Source organism: Pararhizobium sp., assembly GCF_035497515.1.
In the GTDB taxonomy this organism is placed as follows: Bacteria; Pseudomonadota; Alphaproteobacteria; order Rhizobiales; family Rhizobiaceae; genus Pararhizobium.
In genome coordinates this window covers 1-20,860 of sequence record NZ_DATJDJ010000224.1, presented here as the reverse complement: position 1 = coordinate 20,860, position 20,860 = coordinate 1, and the positions used below count along the sequence as shown (strand labels likewise).

Sequence of the window (20,860 nt, the reverse complement as noted above, 5' to 3'; positions counted from 1 at the left end):
GTTGGTATCGTGGCCCCTGGTGCCGATATGGAAAGCGGACGCAGCGAGGTCGCCGAGACTGCCGGCCTTGGTGAAGATGTCGTCGTCCGCGCCGCTGACCGGTTTGTCGATCCCGAGGCCGCCTGACAGCGTATCATTGCCCACGCATGTGACAACCGTCGAAAAATCAGTGTCATTCATCGGCGAGATCGCAGATATCGGGGCTACCGCTCGGACTCGATCGCGCGGAGGATGTCGATCAGCTTGGGCGCCATTTCGCGAATCTCCGTCAGGTGGATGGCGGAGAGTTGCTCGAGGATGTCGTCGGCCTTTTGGGTGAGGGCCAGCGTCTGGCGTCGACCGTCCGCCGGGTCGGAATTGCGCGTCACGTAGCCGGCGGAAACAAGGCGGTTCACCAGTTCCGTTGCCGTGTGCGGCGCGATCAGCAGCCGCTCGGCCAGCTTGCCGACGGTCATGGATTCCTCGTCGCGATGCCCGCGGATTGCAAGCAGGGCCTGATGCTGCTGGGCTGGCAGACCCTTGACCTGGGCGGCGGAGGTGCTGAAATCCATGAAGCGGCGCAACGTATAGCGCAGGTTGGACAGAGCCTCGTAATCGGCATCGCTGAGCCTGCTTTTCGCCATTCTTCATTCTCCCGCGATTGGCATTCCGGCCACGCCGTATCATCGGGCGCCCAACTTCCGCGCAAGATGCTTTTGCCCGGCTTACCGCAGGTTCGCCTGGCAGACCATCCTTCGTGGCAAATTGTCTTCGTCCCGCGTGTTGATTTATATCGTAGTACGATGTAGTTGCGGCCATCGCAACGCTGCATCAACGGAAGAACCATGCCGCTCAAGAAGACCGAATACCCACCGCACGACTTCACCGGCGGACTCGCCCGGCGCGAAGCCGGAGATTTCACGACGGATAGACGCGTTCTCGCCCTGATCGGCATGGCGCTGGTCGTCGGAACGGGAGGCGCGTTTGCCGCAAGACTGCTGGTCAGCCTGATTTCACTCGTCACCAACCTCGCGTGGTTCGGACAAGTCAGCCTTGCTGTCACGTCGCCTGCGGCGGCTCCGCGTTCTGTCTGGATGGTCGTTATCCCCGTCATCGGCGGCCTGATCATCGGCTTGATGGCCCGTTTCGGATCGGAAAAAATCCGCGGCCATGGCATTCCGGAGGCGATCGAAGCGATCCTAATCGGCGGAAGCCGGATGTCGCCGAAGGTCGCCATCCTCAAGCCTCTGTCTTCGGCGATCTCCATCGGCACGGGCGGTCCGTTCGGCGCCGAGGGGCCGATCATCATGACCGGCGGTGCGATCGGCTCTCTGTTCGCCCAGTGTTTCCATATGAGTGCCGCCGAACGGAAGACGCTTCTCGTGGCCGGGGCCGCGGCGGGCATGACGGCAATCTTCGGTTCACCCATCGCCGCCGTGATGCTTGCCGTCGAACTGCTACTATTCGAATGGAAGCCGAGAAGCTTCATTCCCGTTGCGCTTGCAGCCTGCATCTCGGCCTGCTGGCGTCCCTTCCTGTTCGAGGCGGGCGCGCTTTTCCCGCGACAGTTCCATATGGACCTGCCGTGGTGGGGGATCGGGCTCTGCGCGCTTGTCGGCATTATCGCCGGCCTGCAATCCGGGCTGCTGACAACACTGCTCTACCGCATCGAGGATGCCTTCGACGCGCTGCCGATCCACTGGATGTGGTGCCCGGCCATCGGCGGCCTCGTCGTTGGTCTCGGCGGCCTGATCGAGCCGCGCGCGCTCGGCGTCGGCTATGACATCATCGACGGCGTCCTCAACAACCGCCTTCTGCCGCAAGCCGTGCTGACGATCCTGCTGGTCAAGGCCGTCATCTGGCTGGTGTCGCTGTCATCCGGCACGTCGGGCGGTGTGCTGGCGCCGCTCCTCATTCTCGGCGGGACGCTCGGCTGGCTGATCGGGCTGCTGCTTCCCGGCGATCCCGGCTTCTGGGCTTTGCTCGGCATGGCGGCGATGATGGGCGGAACGATGCGCGCGCCGCTGACCGGCACCTTTTTCGCGGTCGAACTGACAGGCGATATTTCGAGCCTGCTGCCGCTGCTGGTGGCGACGATCTCTGCTTACGCCGTGACGGTGCTGCTTCTCCGCCGGTCGATCCTGACGGAGAAGATCGCCCGCAGGGGCCAGCACATCACCCGCGAATACGGCATCGATCCCTTCGAATATACCCGCGCCCGCGATATCATGATCACCGATGTTGATACGCTTCCGGCCGCGATGCGCGTCGGCGAAGCCTCGGTCTTCTTTGCAAACACCGAGCGAACGCACCGGATCTATCCGGTCGTCGACACGGCGGGAGAGTTGAAGGGCTTGGTGTCGCGCGGCGATGCCTTGCGCTGGCAGCGCGATCCCGCGCTGGCCGACCAGAGCCTCGACGATCGGGTCTCGGACACATCGGTTCCGGTCGCAAATCCCGACGATACGATCGGCTATGTCGCCGATCTGATGCTGGCGACCGATGTTGGCCGCATTCCGGTGGTCGATCCACAGACGGGCCGGTTGCTCGGGTTGGTAGCGCGCAAGGACATGCTGCGCATTCGTCACGCCGCCAACACGCTCGAAAACGAGCGCCAGCCCTATCTCGGGTTGCGGAAGACGGCCCCCGTGAAGACTGGTCAGGCCTGAACTCGTCTCGACGCCAGGCCCGTTCCGAAAGGATATTCGGTTAGTTGGACCTGGTGTTGTAGCTGCGGTCGATATAGGTTATCCAGCCGCGGGCCTGGTCGAACAGCAGCGCGAAGTCGTATCGCCATTCCAGCGGCAGGATCCGCCAGCCGCTGGTCCTCGGCAATGCGAGGCGCTCGTCCAGCTGTTGTTTCAGCAGGCTCAACCGGCTGGCGTTCTCCGTTTCCGAAGGCTCAGAATGCAATGATGGCTTGTCCGTGAACATGGGCACTTCTCCTTTGAAGGGATTTCTAAATATATCGTGTTGCGATATAAAATCAAGATCGTCCGGGCTGCGACGGAATGCCTGTCGTCTTTCGACGCCTTCTGGTGGCGTCGGTTCCCGACGATGCCTATATAAAGGTCAGTGGTCCGCCGGTGCGGACGATATGGATGATCCATGGACGAGAACCTACAGGCGCGCGCCTTCAACAGCGCGGCAATCCGCGAGCGGGCGGAAAAGGAAATGAACGAGATCGGTATAGATGATGCGTTGATCGAAACGCTGGTCGATGCGTTTTACGGGCGGGTGAAATCGCATCCGCAACTCGGTCCGGTCTTTGACGCGCGGCTGGCGGGGCGCTGGCCCGAGCATATGGAAAAGATGAAAAGTTTCTGGTCGTCCGTCGCCTTGCGTAGCGGCGCCTATGGCGGCAAACCGGTCCAGGCGCATCTCGGTGTCGCGAACATGACGCCGGAACTCTTCCCGCAATGGCTGGCGTTGTTTTCCGCAACGCTCGACGATGTCGTTCCATCCCCGCAGGCGAAGGCCTGGTTCATGGAAACCGCAGAGCGGATCGCCCGAAGCCTTTCTCTCTCGCTGTTCTACAATCCGGCGCTCGACGATCCCGCCTTGAAACGTTAGATATAGGGCGAGACGCAGGACCGGATTTCGCCGCTATAGGCACGATAGGTGTTATCGGCCGGATCGAAGGAGCGGTAGCGGGAGAAGCACCATTGCAGATGGGCGTCCTGCGTGTCAGCATTTTCGACGGTGTTCGATGCGTGCTGGGGAAGATTGCCGGGCCGGGGCTTCGCCTCCGTTATCAGCTCTTGCACCGCCATTGTCACGGGCGGTTCGCATGGCCGGCGTGCGCCGGTATAGGGCTGAAAGGTATTGTCCGATGCCCGGTAGGACCGGTATCGCTCGCTGCACCATGCGATCCGGGCCATGTCGACACTGTCGGTCGGCAGGCCGGCAGGTTCCTGATCATAATCATCAGAGCCGGCGGGCGCGCTCCATATCATGCCGGACGAAACGGCACTGGTGACGATCCCGTCGAGCACGGGAAGCGCGTCGGCCGTTTCCTGTTGCGGGACAGGCCGGGCCGGCAGGCGTTCGAAATGCTGCTTGCTCGGATCGATCTTTATTGGTCGCGCTGTCCACAGCGAAGAGATATCCATGCTGTTCAGCGTGCTCGGTTCCGCATCGGGCAGAACGGCCGGAATGGCCAGAACACTGCCGGCAGCGACCGTAACCGACAGGGTGATGCCCAGAATGGGCAGGAGGTTGCCTTGCATGACCTGCTCCTTGCATTTCACACACCTTCCGTCGCGCTCGATCCGGAACAGCGCGTATAAGTCTCAAATGCGGGCCGTGGATCCACGATCGGTGTTCAGCAGTGAAACGCAAGGGGTGAATCCGGGTTCCCGAAGGAAGGGCCGATATCGTACGCACAGGTCCTTTTTCCGGAGCGAACAGGACCAAAGTCCAGGACGGCCTTCGCGTGAGTTTAATTGTTGACGCGTTGGACAATCCTGTATGGACGCCCCAACGGACCCCTGGCTGCCGGATTTCGCGGGCCACAAGCCGACAAGGCGCCTTGCCCGCCCGCGCGCGCCTTCAGTCAAGCTCCCTTGCGGCGATGGTACTTCCGTCTTGCCCGGTAGGCGAAACGGCAATCCTGACCACAGTGGCCCCGTCGCCGAGTTCGATCGACGTCTCGGAGGGCAGGGGTTTGTCGGAGATGACGGTGTCGAAATCGCCGAGATCGGCAAAGACGTGCAGTGCGGTGTGGCCAAAGCGGCGGCTGTTGATCAGGAGGCAGCTCTGGCGGGATGAGGCAATCATGGCGCGTTTGGTGCGGACCACCGCTTCGTCCATGTGATAGGCAAGCCGACCGGAGACGGCCGGCGTCGAGACGAAGGCGATGTCGGCGCGCAGCCGCGACAGGGCTTCTTCCGTGACGATGCCGATAAACGCGTTGAATTTCGAGGAATAGACCCCGCCAAGCCCGATCAGCGTGACACCATTCTCGCCCTTGTTGCGCTCCATGATGGCGGCATTGTTGGTGATGATGGTGATGGGCTTCTTGCGGGCAAGGACATCGCCGAGCACGGCGGCCATCGAGCCGTCGTTGATCATCACCGTCATGCCGGGCTCGACCAGTTCTGCGGCGGCTTCGGCGATCGATCGCTTGACGTCGGCTTCCTGCAATTCGCGGAACCGAAAGTCGCTTTCGAACTGCGTGCCGGCGTCGATCGTCGCACCGCCCCGCACCTTGCGCAACACGCCGGCCTGTTCGAGATCGTCGAGGTCGCGATGGATCGTCATCTTCGAAACCGCGAAGCGTGCCGCGAGATCGTCGAGATCGACCGCGCGGCTCTCAACCAGAAGATTGATGATACCCTGCCTGCGTTCGTCGCGCTTCACTGTCGTCCTCCGGGCCGATCATCCGCCGTGGGGAATCTATATCGTCAATTGCGGGAAATTATAACATGCAAAGTGTGATTTTGTGATTCCGGTCACGAATCGTGCAACAGGAGTTCGCGAGCCGTCCGTTCGTCGGTGATCAGGCCGTGAAGCTTGTTGCTATGGAGAACGGCGCGGATAGCCTCCGTCTTCATCGGCCCGCCGGCGATGGCGACGATCCGATCGGGCCCCTTGTCCGAAAAGGAGGCGGCGAGCGTGCGCGCCGTGACCGACGTCTGCAGGATGCGGCCCTTGCGGTCGAAGAAATGGCCGAGCAACTCGCCGACCCCGCCGAGTGCGGCGATTTCCTCCAGTTCATCCGGTTGCAACATGCCGGACTGGACGAGATGCGCCTGGCTATCGACAGTGCCGATGCCGACGAGCTTCAAGTCGGCGCGTGCAGCAAGATCGAAAATCTCGTTGACGCCGCGCTGCGACAGCAGCACCTCACGGTCTTCTTCGGTATTGGCGAAGAAAGGCACCGGCATCACATAGGCCTGCGTTCCGGTTTTCTCCGCCAGCCGATGGATGACGTCATAGGGGTTGGCGGCATAGTTGCGCGTCAGGCCGCCGAGCAGCGACACGAAAAGGGTGCCGCTGGCATTGATGCGCGGCAATTGCCGGACGGCGGCCGAGAGCGTGCGGCCATGGCCGATCCCGACGACGCGGACGTCGTCGCGCTCGACTTCACGGCGCAGGAAATCGGCGCCGGCATGGCCGAGCGTGGTCAGCGCAAGCCCGTCGTCATCGACATCCGGCGCTACTTCGCAATATTGCAGCCCGTAGCGGGTGGCGAGATCGACCTCGAATTTGGCGCAGTCGGCAATCTCGCCATCGATCGTCACCTTTACCACACCGTCGGCGACCGCTCGTGAGATCAGCCGGTGCGCCTTGACCGAGGAAATGCCGAGCCGCTTCGCCACGGCAGATTGGGTGAATCCGCCGATATAATGCAGCCAGGCCGCCCGGATGGCGAGGGATTCTTCATTGTCAGCCATCGACGCCATCCTGCTCGATTATGGGAATACAATCGATAGCCGCCAGACCAGCGCTTGTACAAGCCTCGGATTTGTCCGACGGTGCGTTGGGTCAACGTCGGATGCAGGCAGGTCAGCCGACCCTGAGATCGGCCGCGCCCGTATCGATATGCGGCGCCCAGAAGGCGACGCTTTCGGCGATCTGCGGAATGACCTGCCGATCGTTCGGCTCGCGCTCCTTGAAGGACAGCTCCAAACAGATTTCGTTGTCCAGCGCGCCACCCTCGGCGAAAGCCTTGAGCAGCGGTTCGGGATGGATACGGCCCCTGGCGTTGAACTCGGCGGTGAACGGGCGATGTCCGCCCTTGTCCGTCAGGCTCTGCTTGATGTGGATGATCGGCGAGACCGTCGGCACCGCGCGCGCCCAGGCATAGGGCTCGAAATCGTCGGGATTGCTGGAGGTGACGTCGCCATGGTCGATATCGGCCATCATCCACATGGGAACGGCCATCTTCGCAGCCGTGAGGCGATCCTGGAGCGCGATGCATTCCGCAATCGTCTCGCCGAACTCGCGGCCGATGCTCATCGGCTCCCAGAAAACATAGGAGAGGCCGGCCTGCTTGGCATGCTCGGCCACGTCGGCCCAGCAGTCGATGGCAATCTTGATCAGGTCCTCGCGCCGCACCGGATCGTCGTAGTCCTTGTAGGTGAAGATCGCGAACTGGGTACCAACCGACGTGCCCCCAAGATCGCCGATAATGTCGGCGAAGGTCTTGAACCAGTCGATATAGTAACGCCGGACGTCGGCATCCGGATGGCCGAAATGGTTGAGGCGGCCATAGGGGCCGGTCATCCCCGAGGTGACCCGCACGCCGGTCCGCTGCAGGGCGGCATCCATCTGGCGCGTCAGGCGACGAATGGTCGGCGCGCTCCAGCTCGGATTGATGAATTCATGCGTCAGTTGCAGGTCGCGCAGTTTGAGGTCGCGTGCAACGGTTTCGATGAGATCATCCGGGTCGGCAAAGCGGTTGACCAAGGGATTGGTGTTGAGTGAGAGCGTCAGCGGCATTCGATAACCTCAGGCGGCGGCAAGGCGGACGGTGTTGAACCAGTCGACGAAAGCAGCGCGTTCCGCGTCCGACAAGTGAATGTAGTGCTTGGTGCGACGGTAAAGGATGTCATCGGCCTTTTGTACCCATTCGCTGGCGATGAGGTAACGCGCTTCCGCCTCGTAGAACTGGCCACCGAAATGCCGGCCAAGGCCTTCGAGGCTGTTGGCATTGCCGATAATGATTTTCGCGCGGGTTCCGTAGAGGCGGCCATAGTGCTGCACCAGCTTGCGCGGCATCCAGGGATAGGCGTCGCGCAGACTGTTGGCAAAGGTCTCGTAATCGGCGTTCGGCATGTCGCCACCCGGAAGCGGGGCCTTTTCCGTCCAGTCGCCGCCCATGTTCGGGAAAATGTGCTTCAGCCGGTGCATGCCGCGCTCGGCAAGTTCACGGAAGGTGGTGATCTTGCCGCCGAACACATTGAGCAGCGGCGCGCCGCCGGTCTCGTCGAGGTCGAAGACATAGTCGCGCGTGACGGCGGACGGGTTGCCCTTGCCGTCGTCGAACAGCGGCCGCACGCCGGAGAAGGAGTGCAGCACGTCCTGGCGGCGCAGTTTCTCCTTGAAATAGCGGTTCACCGCCTTCAGCAGGTAGTCGATTTCGCTCTCGTCGGCCGATACATCCTCGGCGCGGCCCTCATAGGCGATATCGGTCGTGCCGATCAGCGCCTTGTCGCCCTCGTAAGGGTTGATGAAGATGACGCGCTTGTCGTGGTTCTGCACGAGATAGGCGTTCGCGCCCGCCCAGAATTTCGGCACGATGATATGACTGCCCTTGACGAGGCGCACATTGCGCGACGAGTTCGAGCCGGCGACGCGGTTGATGATGTCGGAAACCCAGGGGCCGGCGCAGTTGACCAGACATTTGGCGCGAAAGGTGCGGGTCTCGCCGGTCGTGGCGTTTTTGGTCGTGACGGTCCATCCGCCGTTTTCGCGGCGGGCGGAGACGGCGGGCGAACGGGTCAGAACCAAGGCGCCCTTTTCGGCGGCGCCGATGGCGTTCAGCGTCACGAGACGGGCGTCATCCACCCAGCAATCGGAATATTCGAAGCCGCGCGTATACTGGTCGAGGATCGGTATACCCTCGGGATCGCGCTTCAGGTCCAGCATGCGCGTTCCCGGCAGCTTCTTGCGGCCGCCGAGATGGTCATAGAGGAAGAGGCCGAGACGCACGAGCCAGGCGGGGCGATCCTCAGGGCTATGCGGCAGCACGAAGCGCATGGGCCAGATGATGTGCGGGGCGGCGTTGAGCAACACCTCGCGCTCGATCAGCGCTTCGCGCACCAGGCGGAATTCGTAGTATTCGAGGTAGCGCAAGCCGCCATGAACGAGCTTGCCGGAGCGTGACGACGTGCCCTCGGCCAGATCGTCCTTCTCGCACAAAACGACTTTCAGGCCTCGACCCGCCGCGTCGCGGGCAATGCCGGCGCCATTGATGCCGCCGCCGATGACGAAGAGGTCATAGGTCTCGGATTCGCTCATGTCTTGCTCCTTCCCTGCGCCGTCGGTCACCGTCGAGGACAGTGGCGGCGCGCTATCGAGTGAATTCAACGGGCCGCCAGAATGTCCCAGGCCGGCGTAATGCCGGCAAGAACATCGCGGTAGGCGGCGTAGAGGCGTGTCATGCGTTCGGTATTGTCGGCCTGCGGCTGTTCGGCCGCACCGAGCTGCGGGGTCACCCAATCTTCGATACAATCGTCCATGGTGCGATAGGCGCCGATCGCGACAGCTGCCATCATCGAGGCGCCAGCCGCACCGGCTTCCTCGCGGGCGCTGACACGAACCGGGGCGCCAATGGCTGCTCCCAGCGTGCCGCGCAGGGCAGCGGATCGGGCGGCGCCGCCGCTGACGCGCAGTTCGGTCGGCAACGGTCCTATCGCGGCATAACAATCCCGTGCCGCCATGCCAAGCCCCTCGACGACGGCTCGGACGAGATCGGGATACCGGTGGCGGCTCGACAGGCCGGTGAAGTTCGCCCGTGCTCGCGCATTGACGAAGGGACCGCGCTCGCCAGCTTCGGAAATATAGGGGTGATAGAGAATGTTGCCCGGGTTGCTGTTTACAAACCAGCCGTCTACCCGGGAGATCATCTCGTTCAGCCCGACGGTCTCGCCGAACTCGCCCAGGAGATCGGCGCCGAGTTGCAGCAGCCAGTCGAGATTGATCGTCGCTCCCATATTGGTCTGGACCTGGGTGACAATGCCGGGAATGGGCAGGGTGATGACATAGCCGGTCCGCTCGGCATTGAGCACGACGTCGGACACCGATTTCGCCTGCATGTGAACGCCGGTTGAGCCGATCGCCGAACATGCGGCGTTGCGGCCTTCGCTGCGCACGCCGGCGCCGAGCGCGGTCATGATCATATCGACATAACCCAGGCAAACCGGCGTGCCGGCCCGAAGACCACAGGCCTGGGCCGCCTCGGCGGTCAGCGAATGGGTGGTTTCGGTGCCCTCGATGACGTCCGGCAGCAGCGAGCGGTGATGGGAGAGGCCGAGCGCGGCGAGCACGTCATCGTCATACCGGCGGGTGCGGAAATTGCCGAAGGTGAAGCTCACTTCCGACGGGTCGGTGGCACGCACGCCGGTCAGGTTGAGATAGAGCCAGTCCTTGCAGTGCATCGCGGTTTCGGCGCGATTGAGCAGGTCCGGGAAATGACGGTCCATATGCGCGAGCTGTACGCCCTGCTGGCACGTATTGAGGCCTGTGCCGGTGGCTTCGAAACGCGCCCTGTCACTTTGCGAACCTGACAGCCGTTCCACCGTGGGGGCCGCGCGGGCGTCGAGCCAGAGCCAGGCGTCGGAGGTTGCCTGGTTGCCGCTGCCGACGAGCCAGGTGCCATCGCCCTGTGCGGTCACGGCGATCGCGGCGGTACGGTCTTCCAGATGCTCGATCTTGTCGGAGAGGCCGCGCAGGGCGCGTGTGCAATCGAGCCAGGTCTGGGGCAGCGACTGGGTCACCGCGCCATCCTCGCCCGTGTGATAGGTGTTGCGCACCGAAGCACTCGCGACCTGTTGACCGGAGAGCGTGAATGCCACGGCCTTCATCACCGAAGTGCCGGCATCGATGCCGATGATCAGGTCCCCTCGCTCAGTCATGCCGAGCCCTTACGGCCGTCCCGATCATCTCGAAACCACGCATGTGTCCCTCCTGAAACCTCTCTGAAGGATGTGCTGTCCATGCGGCTTGTGATGCCTTCGAACGGACTGAACGCGATCCTCCCGCGTCTTCAAAACAAATATAACATAAACATACCATATGTCGCGCAAAATTTTACTGGCTCAGAATTTTCTTTCATATAAAATCCGTTGTGAGAGGAGTGTGCGTTCCCGGCGGGTGGAGCTTTGCGCGCATCTCCCATGTGTTGGTCGCGGTCGGGTTTGTCGCAGAAGGCGAATGGCTGACGAAAACGACTGCGACAAATTTTAATCAGTAAATTTCATATGGTTATACATAAAAATGGCAATGATTTTCTCGCTTCTTGAGAGCGGGTAAAGGCTTTTCGTTCGCTAGGCGATCGGCGCAGGAAGGCAAAATTCATCGCCGGGAAATAATTTGAACGGCATTGTCAGATTCTTGGATTGCCAAAAAATAGTCGGCAAGATGCGGTTGACAGTCCGTGTTAACTTAACATATGTTGTGCGACATATAACGCATAAATATCGCAACTGCGGTAGGTGTGTTGCAATGCAGCACGGGCGGATGAGGAGATCTCGCTGGTGCCGTCCTTGGGAGGATGTCATGATGTTTTTCGGATCAAGGATTGCGCCGCATCTCGTTGGCGCCATTTCGCCTGCGCCTCATCCTTCGATGAGAAGGGGGGGCACTGTCCGCGTCCCCTCTTTGTCTGGATGCGCCCGGCTCCTCCGAGAAAATCTGACCGTCACAGCCAAGGTCGCCTGATATGACAATGAACGCGAAATCAAAATCTCAGCCCGTGTGGAAATCCCGTTGGGCCGGCATCGCCGCCGTGGTCGTGCTGCTCGGCGCCATGGCGCTCGACACCAAAGTCGTCGGGATCGGTTCGGAACATGATGTCCAGGAGCGGAAGTTCTCGCCGGTCGCATTCGGCGCCGAACAGTTCCCGATCATCAGGCAGGATGTCGAGAAGCGCGCCGTCGATGGTGCCGAACTCTCCAAGGCGATCGCGGCGGACAAGAAGGCGGCTGGCGAAAAATACGGCGTCGCGACATCGACCGGCCCGGTGATCCCGGTGTCCTTCACCGGCGTCGTCGGCGAGCGCAAGTCCAACTATAATATCGTCGCCGTCGAAGGACTGTCTCCCGAGTTGACCGTTCGCGTCCAGACTGGGCCGGCGCTCAACGGCACAGATCTACGCGATGCCACCGGCAGGATCGAGTTTGGCCAGTTCACCAACCAGATCGAATTCCAGGATGCCGGCTCGGCGATCAACAACGAGGTCAAGAAGGTGGTTCTGGGCGGCATCGACCCGAATGCGCTGGCCGGCAAGACGATCTCGGTCGTCGGCGTCTTCAAGCTCGTCAATCCAAAGAGCTGGATCGTTACCCCTGTGAGGCTCGACGTCAAATGAGCGAAGTCGGTGCCTCCAGCCACAAGGATGAGGTCGTTCTTGCCGCCCGCAACGTGGCGAAGGCCTATGGCAATATCCATGCCCTGAAGGGCGTGAATTTCGATATCCACCGCGGTCAGGTGACGACGCTGTTCGGCGAGAACGGCGCCGGCAAGTCGACCCTGATGAAAATCCTGTCCGGTGTTATCCCGCCGACATCGGGCGAGATCATTCTTGATGGGCAGCCGATCTCTTTCGCGTCATCCTCCCAAGCACGCGACCACGGCATCTCCATCATCCATCAGGAGCTCAGTCTCGCGCCGAACATGAATGTTCGCGACAACATCTTCATGGGGCGCGAAATCATGATGGCGACAGGCGTCGATTTTGCCGAGGAAGAACGGCAGACGCGCCGGCTGATGCAGGATCTCGAGGAAGACATCGACCCGCTGACCCCGGTCGAGGAGCTTCGTCTCGGCCAGCAGCAGATCGTCGAAATTGCCCGCGCCCTGTCGGTCAATTCGCGCATCCTGATCATGGACGAGCCGACCTCGGCGCTGTCGGCCTCGGAGGTCGAGGTGCTGTTCAAGGTCATCCGCGACCTCAATAGCCGAGGTGTCTCGATTGTCTATATCTCGCATCACCTGGAAGAAGCGCTGCAGATCACCAATCATGCGGTGGTTCTGCGCGACGGCGCGATGACCGCCTATGCCGAGCGCAAGGAAATCGACCTCGAATGGATCGTCCGTCACATGGTGGGCGACAATTTCGACCTCGGCTCGCCGCCGACCGGTTATGACAAGGGCGGTGTGGCGCTCTCGATCGAGGGGATCACCGTGCCGGATCCGGCCGGTGCGAGCTACTCGGCCGTCGATGGATTGTCTCTCTCGGTGCGTGAGGGCGAGATCGTCTGCATCTACGGCTTGATGGGGGCCGGCCGCACGGAACTCCTGGAATGCGTGGCCGGACGGTTGCGCCCGACCGCGGGCAAGGTCGTGCTGAAGGGCAGGGACGTGACCGGCCAGACGATCTCCGAATGCATTCGCGATGGCCTCGTCCTGGTGCCGGAAGACCGCCAGCGCGACGGCCTGATCCAGACCATGACAGTCGGCCGGAACCTGTCGCTGGCCAGCATCGGCGCCTTCACGCGGGGCCTTTTCACGTCCTTCTCGCGGGAAGCCGGCCTTGTCACGGACTCCATTCGCAAGGTTCACATCAAGACCGATGGCGCCGGTGCCGCGATTGGCTCGCTGTCCGGCGGCAACCAGCAAAAGGTCGTGATCGGCAAGATGCTGGCGACGCAGCCGGACGTGATTCTGCTCGATGAGCCGAGCCGCGGCATCGACATCGGTGCCAAGGCGGAGGTGTTCAAGCTCCTGGCCGAGCGCGCCAAACAGGGTCTCGCGGTGATCTACACGACATCGGAAGTCGGCGAGTGCCTGAGCATCGCCCATCGCATCATCGTCATGCGGCGCGGTCGCATTTCGGCGGAATTCGGTCCCGACGTGACCAAGGAACAAATTATGGCCGCCTCGGGCGAGGCTGTGGTTGCCCACTAGGAGCACGAACATGTCAGTCACAACTACCATTGACAGCAAGCCCGCGCCCGGTGCCGGCAAGCGCAAGAAAAGCATGGTCGAGCTTTTGTTCGAGGGGCGTGCCTTCTTTGCGCTGATCGCGATCGTCATCGTCTTTTCGCTGATGTCGCCCAATTATCTCACAGTCAGCAACTTCCTGATCATGGCCTCTCACGTTGCCATCTTCGGCCTGCTCGCCATCGGCATGCTGCTGGTCATCCTGAACGGCGGCATCGACCTCTCGGTCGGCTCGTCGCTCGGACTTGCCGGTGTCGTCGCCGGCTTCCTGATGCAGGGCGTGACGATCCCGCAACTCGGCGTGATCCTCTATCCGTCAGTGTGGATCGTTGTCCTGGTGACCTGCCTTATGGGTGCCGTCGTCGGTGCGGTGAATGGCGTGCTGATCGCCTATCTGCGCGTGCCCGCCTTCGTCGCCACGCTCGGCGTCCTCTATGTCGCCCGCGGCGTAGCGCTTCTGATGACCAACGGCCTGACCTACAACAATCTCGGCGGCCGCCCGGAACTCGGCAATACCGGTTTCGACTGGCTCGGCTTCAATCGCCTGGGCGGCGTGCCGATCGGCGTGCTCGTGCTGCTGGCCTTCGCCGTTATCTGCCATATTCTGCTGTCGCGCACGGCTTTCGGTCGCTGGCTCTATTCGTCCGGTGGCAACGAGCGCGCTGCGGAGCTTTCAGGTGTCCCGGTCAAGCGGGTCAAGATCACGGTCTATGTGCTCTCCGGTATCTGCGCCGCTGTCGCCGGCCTGGTTCTCTCCTCGCAGCTGACCTCGGCGGGCCCGACCGCCGGCACCACCTATGAACTGACGGCGATCGCCGCTGTCGTCATCGGCGGTGCGGCGCTGACGGGTGGTCGCGGCACGGTCATCGGCACCATGCTCGGCGCCTTCGTCATCGGCTTCCTCTCGGATGGCCTCGTCATCATCGGCGTCTCTGCCTATTGGCAGACGGTTTTCACCGGCGCCGTCATCGTCACCGCGGTTCTTCTGAACAGCGTCAAATACGGTCGCCGCTGAAAACAGCGACGACTGACACCAACTGACCGTTGCCGGGAGAGGCGGGCCACCCGAGTGGCCCGGCAGCGGAAAGTATTGCCGAAAATCGGCGTAACCGGACTCAACAAAGGGAGTGAGATCATGTTTAAAAAAGGTATGCGGGTACTCTTTGCAGCAACTGCGGTCATGCCGCTGCTGTTCAGCTCTGCCTGGGCCGATGGCCTGATCACCGTCATCGTCAACGATCCGTCGAACCCCTACTGGTTCACGGAAGGTGAAGTTGCCAAGAAGACGGCTGAAGGACTTGGCTACACGGCCAATGTCGGCGCCCACAAGGGTGATACCAACACCGAAAGCAACCTGATCGATACCGCGATCACCAACAAGTCGGTCGCGATCATCCTCGACCCGGCCAACGCTGACGGCTCGGTCGGCGCGGTCAAGAAGGCCGTTGCCGCCGGCATCCCGGTCATCCTGGTCAACGCCGAGATCAACCAGGAAGGCCTTGCCAAGGCTCAGCTCGTCTCGAACAACGCCCAGGGCGCTGCTATCGGTGCACAGCAGTGGGTCGAGGCTGTCGGCGAGAAGGGCAAGTATGTCGAACTCTTCGGCGCTCCCTCCGACAACAACGCCGCGACGCGTTCGAACGGCTACGAAACCGTCCTGACGCAGTATCCGGATCTGGAAAAGGCCGCCAAGGAAGTTGCTGACTGGGATCGCACCAAGGGCCACGACAAGATGCAGTCGATGCTCCAGGCAAATCCGGACATTATCGGCGTGATCAGCGGCAACGATGAAATGGCCCTCGGCGCCATCGCTGCCCTGAAGGAAGCCGGCAAGCTCGACCAGGTCAAGGTCGGCGGCTTCGACGGTTCGCCGGACGCGGTTGCCGCCATCAAGGCCGGTGAACTGCAGTACACTGTTCTCCAGCCGGTTGCCGTGTTCTCGGAAGCTGCCGTCAAGCAGGCCGACAACCTGATCAAGAACGGCTCCACCGGTGTCGATACCGAAAAGCAGCTGTTCGATTGCCTCCTGATCACCAAGGACAATATCGACAAGTACACGGCTCCGTTCGTCCTGAGCGAATAAGCGAGCATCGGGAAGCGTCCGCAAGGGCGCTTCCCGTTTCCGATTCCCGCCCCGGGCCCATCGCGGGGATTTTCGACCGCGCTTGGCATTTTCCTTGTCGCCCGATACGAGATACGAACCTCCTATCCTCGAAGTCATGGCAGGGCTCCCCGTGAACAAGAAAGTCGACGTCAAGGAATTGCTTTCGGAAGCGTTGCCGAGCGACAGCCGGCACGCGCGCCAGCTTGTCCGGCGCCAGCTCATCGCCGAAGCCGTGATCGCCGAGGGCTCGCTTCGCATCGAGGATCTGACGGAACGTTTCGGCATCAGCCTGATGACCGCGCACCGCGATGTCGATGAACTCGTCAGTCGAGGCCTGTTTCGCAAGACGCGCGGCATCGTATCCGCCGCTCCGACAAGCCTGATCGAATCCAGCGACGCCTATCGCGCCACGCGCCAGGCCAGAGAAAAGAAAGCCATTGCCCGCGCTGCTATGAGCTTCGTCGAGCCCGGCCAGGCAATCTTTCTCGATGACGCGACCACGGTGCATGAAATGGCTTCGCTGCTGCCGGCCAAGGTGCCGTTGACGGTGATCACCAATTCGCTCGTGCTGATCAACGAGCTCAAGGATGTGAACGACCTCAATCTCATCGGTCTCGGCGGCCAGTTCTATCACTGGTGCAATGCCTTCATGGGCCACATCACGGTGAACGAGATCCGTCGTCTGCGGGCCGATACCGTCTTCATGTCGTTATCGGCGATCGTCGATGACGTCGTGTTCCACCAGTCACCGGAGACGGTCGAGACCAAGCGGGCCATGTTCGAAAGTGCGGCCAAGCGCGTGCTTCTGGCCGACCATACGAAGTTCGAGCGGCGTGCGCTGCATCACTTCGCGACGCTCAATGAATTCGATGCCGTTATCGTCGATGAGGATACGCCGATTTCCCATCTGTCGCGCATGCGGTCGAAGGGCATCAATGTCGTGGTGGCGGACGCGGAACGGTAGGACCCGGCAGTCCGTTCGCGGACTTTGCGCGGTTGCCGATGCGTTTCGCCGCTTGTCTGGAGAATGGAGAAACGTATGCCCTGCATCATGGGTATAGACAGCGGCCTGACCGTCACCAAGGCCGTGATTTTCGATGAAAGCGGAACTGCGCTTGCCACCGCGCGCCGGCGCGTTCCGCAACTGATCCCGGAGCCGCAGCATGTCGAGCGCGACATGGGCGGGCTCTGGGCGGCGACGGCTGACGCGATCCGCGAGGCGGTGGCTGCCTGCGGCCGTCCGGCCTCCGACATCGTCGCGATCGCCGCGACCGCGCATGGCGATGGCATCTACCTGCTTGGCGGCGACCGGCGTCCGCTCGGCCCGGCAATCGTCTCGCTCGATACCCGTGCCACGGAACTCGCCGACGACTGGAACCGGGGCGATGTGGGAAACCGCTCGCTGGAACTGACCGGCCAGAAACCGCATGCGTCAGCCCCGTCGGCGCTTCTCGCCTGGATCCGCGAGCGCCAGCCGGAACGCTACGCCCGGATCGCGCATTTCATTGCCGCCAAGGACTGGCTGCGTTTCTGCCTCTGCGGCACCATCGGCACAGACCGCACCGAGGCCAGCACCTCCTTCACTGACGTGCGGACGCAGGATTATTCCAGCAAAGCCTTTGCCCTGTTCGGACTTCAGGACCTCTCGGGCAAACAGCCGCCCATGACCGGCTCGACCGAGGTCGTCGGCGGCGTGACGACTGAAACTGCGCGGCTGACCGGCCTGCTGGAAGGCACACCCGTCGTCGCCGGCCTGCATGATGTCACGGCATCTGCGCTCGGCATGGGCGGTTATGGCGAAGGCATGATCGCCGTCATTGCCGGCACCTATTCGATCAACGAGACGGTTTCACGCGCGCCGAAGGTGGATGCGCGCTGGTTCTGCCGCAACGGCATCCTGCCGGGCGAATGGAACAACATGTCGATCTCGCCGGCTTCGACCGCCAATTACGACTGGTTCATCGACCAGTTCTGCGCCGCCGATGCCATAAAGGCGGAAGCGGCGGGCGACAGCATCCATGCGATCCTCGGCAAGGAATTCGAGGCCGCGCGTGACCGTCCATCCAGCGTCTTCTTCCATCCCTATTTGTTCGGCTCGCCCTTCGGCGGAGCTTCGAGTGCCGGATTTTCCGGCATGAACGCCTGGCATGATCGCGGTGATCTGGTCCGGGCGGTGCTGGAAGGCATTGCGTTCAACCATCGCATCCATGTCGATGCCTTGAAGGATGGTTTTGGGCCGAAGACGGCGCGGCTGACGGGCGGCATTTCCCGCAATCCGGCCATGGCCGGTCTGTTCGCCGATATTCTCGGCATGCCGGTCACCGCGACGAAGACGGAAGAAGCGGCTGCCTGGGGCGCGGCGCTCTGCGCCGGCGCGGGCGTCGGGCTGTTTTCCTCGCCGACCGCCGATCCGCGCGATCTCGCCTCGATCGAGACGGTCTATCAGCCGGATCCCGATCGCAGCCAGGCCTATGACGAAAAATACCAGCTGTTCCTCGACCTTGCCAACGCCATGAAGCCGCTGTGGCCAAGGCTACGGCGCTTCGGTGGTTCGGAACAGTGAACAGGATGCATGCCATGACTGACGTGAATGAAAACGACGTGCGCGCCGATTCGGATACAATCGAAAAATTCGACGTGATCATCCTCGGGGCCGGTATCAACGGGGCGGGACTGTTTCGGGATCTCTGCCTGCAAGGCATCAAATGCCTGATCGTCGACAAGGCCGATTTCGGCTCCGGCACCAGCGCCGCCCCCTCGCGGTTGATCCATGGCGGGATCAAATATCTCGAAACCGGCGAGCTTGGTCTCGTCGCCCAATCGACGCTGGAGCGCAACCTGCTGCTGCGCAACGCGCCGCATTGCGTCGAGCCGCTGGCCACCTTCATCCCGTCCTTCTCGCTGATGAAGGGCGCCTTCGCGGCGCTGCGAACCCTGTTCGGCTCGACCACGGCGCCGCGCAGCCGGGGCGCGATCCTGATCAAGATCGGCCTTGCGCTTTATGATCTCTACGGCGCCCGCCACCGGGTGATGCCGAAGCACCAGTTCATGTTCCGGAAACGGGCGCTTGCCGAAATGCCCGAAGTGACGCCGCGCATCGTCGCCGGCGGCATCTATTACGACGCCAAGATCAGCCGGCCGGAGCGGCTCGTATGGGAACTGGTCAGGGATGGCCTCGACGCCCGTCCGGGCGCGCGCGCCGCCAATTTCACCACGTTGCTCGGCCAACAGGCTGGCGCACTTTCCTTCCGAGATCCCACAGGCAGAGAATGGCAGGCGAGCGGTGTCCTGGTCGTCAATGCGGCCGGCCCCTGGATCGATGATGTCAATGCGACACTCGGCACGGAGAGCCGGCTGATCGGCGGCACCAAGGGGTCGCATATCCTGCTCAGCCATCCCGATCTCGTCCGCAGCCTGAAGGGGCGGATGATCTATTTCGAGGCCGACGATGGCCGCATCTGCCTTGTCTACGAATATCTGGGGCTTGCACTGGTGGGCTCGACCGATATCAAGGCGGCCGATCCGGAAAACGTGCGCTGCGAGGATGATGAGATCGACTATTTCATCGCCAGCCTGCGTTCGCTGCTTCCACGGCTGCATTTCGACCGCGACCAGATCGTCTATGCCTATAGCGGCATCCGGCCGCTGCCGGCCTCCGATGCCAGTCAACCCGGCCTGATCAGCCGCGACCATTCCGCCCCGGTTCTGGAGCCGGCGGCGAACCGGCCTTTCCCGATCGTTTCGCTGGTCGGTGGCAAGTGGACGACGTTTCGCGGTTTTGCCGAGGAGGTTGCCGATACGATCCTCGCCCGGCTCGTCAGGGCACGGACCACGAGTACCCAGATGCTGGCGATCGGCGGCGGCCGGGATTTCCCGGTCGACGACGCGGCGCGCAAGGCCTGGATCGCCGCTCGTGCGACGAAGACCGGCCTTGCTCCGCAACGCGTTTCCATGCTGCTCTCCCGCTACGGCACGACCGCCGATCTGGTCATGAAAGACGCTGCCGCCGGTGGAGTAGGGGAGACGGAACTCACGCATGTGAGTGGCTACAGCGCTGCCGAGATCGACTGGATCGCCCGCCACGAAATGGTGGAGCATCTGGCCGACATCGTCATGCGCCGCACGACGCTGGCGATCGAGGGGCGTTTGAGCGCCGAAGCCCTGGATGAGATTTCGCGCATTGCCGCGACGTCACTCGGATGGAACGAGGAGAGACGGGCAGAGGAAGTCGCTGTGGTTTGCGCGCATCTGAAACAGTTCAATCGCGTTCATCTGTGATCCGCTGGTATGTGAAAACCAGGGAAGGCCGGTCCCCCTGACGGGCCTTCTTTCGGGGAACCACGCCGTCCTGCACCCGGCCCGCGCTTCATACTTCAGTATCCCCGAGCGGCCCCCGAAGCCGCCCGGCTGTCCATCGCGCCATTGTAGCGAGCACCGCCTCCTTCGTCGATTTCCGCCAGATTTTTGCCGCCGACGAGAATGCCGGCGGCCTGGCCCCAGATCGGCCAGCTGGAGTCGATGCCGACGTCGTGGCCCATTTCCGTCAGGAGCTTCAGCGTGTCGGACGACAGCGCATAGGGCTCCATGTAAACCCTGTCCGGCAGCCACTGATGGTGGATGCGTGGAGCGTCGATGGCTTCCTGGATGCTCATGCCGTGGTCGATGACGTTGATGATCGCTTCCAGCGTGATGGTGATGATGCGGGCACCGCCGGGGCTGCCGATGACCATGAAGGGCTTTCCGTCCTTCGAAATGATCGTTGGGCTCATCGATGACAGCGGCGTCTTCTTCGGCTCGATCGCATTGGCCTCGCCCTGCACCAGGCCATAGAGATTGGGCGAGCCGGGTTTCGAGGTGAAATCGTCCATCTCGTTGTTGAGCAGGATGCCGGTGCCATCAGCGACGACGCCGGCGCCGAACGAACCGTTCAGCGTATAGGTGACGGCCACCGCATTGCCGTCATTGTCGATGATCGAGTAATGCGTCGTCTCGGTGCTTTCGCCCATGCCCTTCGGCATCAGATCTTTCGAAATGCCGGCCTTGAACGGATTGATCTTGGCGCGGATTTCCGCGGCATAGGCCTTGTCGGTCAGCTTTTCGACCGGGTTTTCGACAAAATCCGGATCGCCAAGTGCCGAGTTGCGATCGACATAGGCATGGCGCATC

General features: G+C 62.1%; 18 protein-coding genes and 1 pseudogene. 9 read left to right on the top strand and 10 right to left on the bottom strand.

The window, feature by feature from the left end:
* Both VL202_RS23575 and VL202_RS23570 read right to left on the bottom strand, forming a co-directional pair.
* Positions 1–180, bottom strand: a 180-nt coding sequence (locus VL202_RS23575; protein ID WP_325466492.1) for a hypothetical protein, incomplete at its 3' end; no start/stop codon positions are given.
* Between the two features lie 23 nt (positions 181–203).
* Complete coding sequence (locus tag VL202_RS23570; protein WP_325466491.1) at positions 204–623, bottom strand: helix-turn-helix domain-containing protein; 420 nt, start codon at positions 621–623, stop codon at positions 204–206.
* 201 nt (positions 624–824) lie between these two features.
* Here VL202_RS23570 and VL202_RS23565 point away from each other — a divergent pair, with 201 nt between their 5' ends.
* The gene (locus VL202_RS23565) at positions 825–2,648 is read left to right on the top strand and encodes a chloride channel protein (protein WP_325466490.1); all 1,824 of its coding nucleotides are present in this window, start codon (positions 825–827) and stop codon (positions 2,646–2,648) included.
* A 40-nt stretch (positions 2,649–2,688) separates the two neighbouring features.
* On the opposite strand, the gene VL202_RS23560 is transcribed toward VL202_RS23565, so the two are convergent.
* Positions 2,689–2,913 (bottom strand): hypothetical protein, encoded by a 225-nt coding sequence (locus tag VL202_RS23560; RefSeq protein ID WP_325466489.1) that lies wholly within the window; start codon positions 2,911–2,913, stop codon positions 2,689–2,691.
* A 174-nt stretch (positions 2,914–3,087) separates the two neighbouring features.
* On the opposite strand from VL202_RS23560, the gene VL202_RS23555 reads away from it, so the two are divergent.
* Positions 3,088–3,552, top strand: coding sequence for a truncated hemoglobin (locus VL202_RS23555; protein WP_325466488.1), 465 nt, complete (start codon positions 3,088–3,090; stop codon positions 3,550–3,552).
* Here the strand turns inward: VL202_RS23555 and VL202_RS23550 are convergent.
* The 6 genes and pseudogenes from VL202_RS23550 to VL202_RS23525 form a co-directional block, all read right to left on the bottom strand.
* Positions 3,549–4,208 carry a BA14K family protein gene (locus tag VL202_RS23550; protein WP_325466487.1) on the bottom strand — a complete coding sequence of 220 codons (660 nt, stop codon included), beginning with the start codon at positions 4,206–4,208 and terminating at the stop codon, positions 3,549–3,551. The genes VL202_RS23555 and VL202_RS23550 overlap by 4 nt on opposite strands.
* Positions 4,209–4,647: 439 nt before the next feature.
* Positions 4,648–5,340 (bottom strand): annotated as a pseudogene (locus tag VL202_RS23545) (DeoR/GlpR family DNA-binding transcription regulator); the annotation flags it as partial.
* 92 nt (positions 5,341–5,432) lie between these two features.
* Positions 5,433–6,377 carry a sugar-binding transcriptional regulator gene (locus tag VL202_RS23540; protein ID WP_325466485.1) on the bottom strand — a complete coding sequence of 315 codons (945 nt, stop codon included), beginning with the start codon at positions 6,375–6,377 and terminating at the stop codon, positions 5,433–5,435.
* Between the two features lie 112 nt (positions 6,378–6,489).
* Complete coding sequence (locus VL202_RS23535; RefSeq protein WP_325466484.1) at positions 6,490–7,425, bottom strand: TIM barrel protein; 936 nt, start codon at positions 7,423–7,425, stop codon at positions 6,490–6,492.
* 9 nt (positions 7,426–7,434) lie between these two features.
* Complete coding sequence (locus tag VL202_RS23530; protein ID WP_325466483.1) at positions 7,435–8,946, bottom strand: glycerol-3-phosphate dehydrogenase; 1,512 nt, start codon at positions 8,944–8,946, stop codon at positions 7,435–7,437.
* A gap of 65 nt (positions 8,947–9,011) precedes the next feature.
* A complete protein-coding gene (locus VL202_RS23525) occupies positions 9,012–10,562 on the bottom strand; it encodes an FGGY-family carbohydrate kinase (RefSeq protein ID WP_325466482.1) in 1,551 nt (516 codons plus the stop codon).
* 812 nt (positions 10,563–11,374) lie between these two features.
* On the opposite strand from VL202_RS23525, the gene VL202_RS23520 reads away from it, so the two are divergent.
* The 7 genes from VL202_RS23520 to VL202_RS23490 all read left to right on the top strand — a co-directional run bounded on the left by VL202_RS23520 (position 11,375) and on the right by VL202_RS23490 (position 19,972).
* Positions 11,375–12,016, top strand: coding sequence for a DUF2291 family protein (locus VL202_RS23520; RefSeq protein ID WP_414692939.1), 642 nt, complete (start codon positions 11,375–11,377; stop codon positions 12,014–12,016).
* Positions 12,013–13,554: a sugar ABC transporter ATP-binding protein gene (locus tag VL202_RS23515; protein ID WP_325466480.1), complete on the top strand. Its 1,542-nt coding sequence runs from the start codon at positions 12,013–12,015 to the stop codon at positions 13,552–13,554. The genes VL202_RS23520 and VL202_RS23515 overlap by 4 nt, the downstream gene beginning before the upstream one ends.
* 10 nt (positions 13,555–13,564) lie before the next feature.
* Complete coding sequence (locus tag VL202_RS23510; protein ID WP_325466479.1) at positions 13,565–14,605, top strand: ABC transporter permease; 1,041 nt, start codon at positions 13,565–13,567, stop codon at positions 14,603–14,605.
* Between the two features lie 120 nt (positions 14,606–14,725).
* On the top strand, positions 14,726–15,673 hold the full coding sequence (locus VL202_RS23505; RefSeq protein ID WP_325466478.1) for a D-ribose ABC transporter substrate-binding protein: 948 nt from the start codon (positions 14,726–14,728) through the stop codon (positions 15,671–15,673).
* A gap of 151 nt (positions 15,674–15,824) precedes the next feature.
* A complete protein-coding gene (locus tag VL202_RS23500; protein ID WP_414692938.1) occupies positions 15,825–16,658 on the top strand; it encodes a DeoR/GlpR family DNA-binding transcription regulator in 834 nt (277 codons plus the stop codon).
* A gap of 75 nt (positions 16,659–16,733) precedes the next feature.
* Complete coding sequence (locus tag VL202_RS23495) at positions 16,734–18,257, top strand: FGGY-family carbohydrate kinase (RefSeq protein ID WP_325466476.1); 1,524 nt, start codon at positions 16,734–16,736, stop codon at positions 18,255–18,257.
* A 14-nt stretch (positions 18,258–18,271) separates the two neighbouring features.
* Positions 18,272–19,972, top strand: coding sequence for a glycerol-3-phosphate dehydrogenase/oxidase (locus VL202_RS23490; protein WP_325466475.1), 1,701 nt, complete (start codon positions 18,272–18,274; stop codon positions 19,970–19,972).
* 95 nt (positions 19,973–20,067) lie between these two features.
* Here VL202_RS23490 and VL202_RS23485 read toward each other — a convergent pair.
* On the bottom strand, positions 20,068–20,860 hold a 793-nt coding region (locus VL202_RS23485), incomplete at its 5' end, for a gamma-glutamyltransferase (protein WP_325466474.1).